Below are 2,667 nucleotides of genomic sequence, written 5' to 3'. Positions count from 1 at the left end.
CAGCACGACGGGCTTGCCGGCCTTGCGCAGCAGTCGTACGACCGCCTCGTCGGTGTCGGTGGCGCCCACCTTGGCGTCGACGACGAAGACGACCGCGTCGGCCGCCTCGATCGCGAACTCGGCCTGCGCGGCCACGGAGGCGTCGATACCGAAGACGTCCTGCTCCCAGCCGCCGGTGTCGACGACCTTGAAGCGGCGGCCCGCCCACTCGGCCTCGTAGGTGACGCGGTCGCGGGTGACACCCGGCTTGTCCTCGACGACGGCCTCGCGGCGGCCGATGATGCGGTTCACCAGAGTCGACTTGCCGACATTCGGACGGCCGACGACGGCGAGTACGGGCAGCGGTCCGTGCCCGGCCGCCTCGATGGCACCCTCGACCTCCTCGAGGTCGAAGCCCTCTTCCGCGGCGAGCTCCATGAACTCCGCGTACTCGGCGTCGCCGAGCGCCCCGTGATCGTGCTCGAACGCGTCCGAGCCGTCGGGCTGGATGTGGTCGTTCATGAAGTCCGTACCTCGTCGTTCATCGTGGTGATCGGTGGAGTACCCGATATCGGGTGATCCACTACTCAGTGTCGCTCAGCGCCCGGTAAGGCGCCTGGCGTTTTCCAGGTGCTCGGTGAGCTGTTTCTGGATGCGCTCGGTCGCCTCGTCCAGCGCCGTGCGAGTGCGCCGTCCGCTGCCGTCGCCCGCCTCGAAGGGTTCGCCGAAGACGACGTCGATGCGGTGCCGCAGCGGGGGCAGCCCCTTTATCAACCGTCCCTGCCGCTCGGAACTTCCCAGCACGGCCACCGGCACGATCGGGGCGCCGCTGCGCACCGCGAAGTACGCGAGGCCGGCGCGCAGTGCGGCGAAGTCGCCCTCGCCGCGGGTGCCCTCCGGGAAGATGCCGAGGACGCCGTCGGCGGACAGCACGTCGAGGGCCCGCGTGATCGCTGCCCGGTCGGTCGTGTCGCGGTCGACCTTCAGCTGGCCGATGCGGGTCAGGAACGGGTCGAGCGGGCCGACGAACGCCTCCTTCTTGACCAGGAAGTGCGTCGGCCGGGGTGCCACTCCCATGACCATCGGGCCGTCGATGTTGTGGGAGTGGTTCACGGCGAGGATCGCCGGACCGGCCGCGGGCACCCGCCAGGCGCCGAGCACGCGCGGCTTCCACAGCCCGTACATCAGGCCGACGCCGATGCGCCGCCCGACCTCGGCGCCCCGCGCCGTCGGCACCTCGCTCACTTCCCTGCCCGCTTCTCCTCGACGAGGGTGACGACGCACTCGATGACCTGCGGCAGCGTGAGGTCGGTGGTGTCCACCTCGACCGCGTCGTCCGCCTTGGCGAGCGGCGAGGTCTTGCGGCTGGAGTCGGCGGCGTCCCGCTTGATCAGGGCATCGCGGGTGGTGTGGATGTCCACGCCCTTCAGCTCGCCGCTGCGGCGGGCGGCACGGGCCTCCGGGGAGGCGGTGAGGAAGATCTTCAGATCGGCGTCGGGCAGCACGGTCGTACCGATGTCGCGGCCCTCGACGACGATGCCGTTCTCGGTAGCGGAGGCGATGGAGCGCTGCAGCTCGGTGATCCGGGCGCGCACCTCGGGCACCGCGCTCACCGCGCTGACCTTGGAGGTGACCTCCTGGGTGCGGATCGGGCCGGCGACGTCCACGCCGTCCACCGTGATCGTCGGGCCCGCCGGGTCGGTGCCGGAGACGATGTCCGGCTTGCCGGCCACGGCGGCGATCGCGGACGGGTCGTCGATGTCGATGCCGTTGGTCACCATCCACCAGGTGATCGCCCGGTACTGGGCGCCGGTGTCCAGGTAGCTCAGGCCGAGCTGCGCCGCCACGGCCTTCGACGTGCTCGACTTGCCCGTGCCGGAGGGGCCGTCGATGGCGACAATCACGGGCTGGGCGGTCCGAACGGCGCCGTTTTCCACGGGGGGACACCTTCCTGGTGCGGTGTGGTGTGAGTGTGCGGGGCGCGATCGTGCCCCGCACAAGGTTACTGGGTTCGGGTCACTCGTCCGGCCGCACGGCACCTCCCGACGCGGTGGGCCACCCCACCCCGGCACCTACTGCCGGATCGCCCAGCCCCGCTCGCGCAGCGCGGCACTCAGCACGGGCGCCGCCTTGGGCTCCACCATCAGCTGCACCAGACCCGCCTGCTGCCCGGTCGCGTGCTCGATGCGTACGTCCTCGATGTTGACGCCCGCCCGTCCCGCGTCCGCGAAGATGCGGGCCAGCTGGCCCGGCTGGTCGTCGATGAGCACGGCCACGACCTCGTACACCCGCGGAGCGGATCCGTGCTTGCCGGGGACGCGGACCTGGCCCGCGTTGCCGCGCCGCAGGACGTCCTCGATGCCGACGGTGCCCTCGCGCCGCTTGGCCTCGTCGGAGGACTGCAGGGCGCGCAGCGCGCGGACCGTCTCGTCGAGGTCGGCGGAGACGTCCGCGAGGAGGTCGGCGACCGGCCCGGGGTTCGCGGAGAGGATGTCGATCCACATCCGGGGATCGGAGGCGGCGATCCGGGTCACGTCACGGATGCCCTGCCCGCACAGTCGTACGGCGGCCTCCTCGGCGTTCTCCAGACGCGCGGCGACCATGCTGGACACCAGGTGGGGCATGTGGGAGACGAGGGCCACCGCACGGTCGTAGATGTCGGCGTCCATGACGACCGGGACGGCACGG

The 2,667-nt window shown here is 71.5% G+C and carries 4 protein-coding genes; all 4 read right to left on the bottom strand.

Translation table 11 applies throughout. From position 1 onward, the window contains the following. A partial coding sequence (locus tag ACTWQJ_RS50010) for a GTPase (protein WP_443312985.1) occupies positions 1-501 on the bottom strand: 501 nt, incomplete at its 3' end. A 75-nt stretch (positions 502-576) separates the two neighbouring features. Continuing rightward, a complete protein-coding gene (locus tag ACTWQJ_RS50005; RefSeq protein WP_443312986.1) occupies positions 577-1,164 on the bottom strand; it encodes a lysophospholipid acyltransferase family protein in 588 nt (195 codons plus the stop codon). A gap of 56 nt (positions 1,165-1,220) precedes the next feature. Next, the gene (gene cmk / locus ACTWQJ_RS50000; protein WP_443312984.1) at positions 1,221-1,916 is read right to left on the bottom strand and encodes a (d)CMP kinase; all 696 of its coding nucleotides are present in this window, start codon (positions 1,914-1,916) and stop codon (positions 1,221-1,223) included. Positions 1,917-2,051: 135 nt separating this feature from the next. Then, positions 2,052-2,667: prephenate dehydrogenase (locus ACTWQJ_RS49995; protein WP_443312983.1), on the bottom strand; the 616-nt coding region annotated here is incomplete at its 5' end.

Source organism: Streptomyces sp. KR55, from assembly GCF_052245645.1.
In the GTDB taxonomy this organism is placed as follows: Bacteria; Actinomycetota; Actinomycetes; order Streptomycetales; family Streptomycetaceae; genus Streptomyces; species Streptomyces flavusporus.
The sequence above is the reverse complement of the archived record's forward strand: the minus strand, read 5'-3'. Positions and strand labels throughout refer to the sequence as shown.

What these genes read in the sequence shown, in the direction of transcription:
- ACTWQJ_RS50005 (WP_443312986.1), bottom strand. Translation starts at nt 1,164, where the DNA reads ATGTACGGGCTGTGGAAGCCGCGCGTGCTCGGCGCCTGGCGGGTGCCC.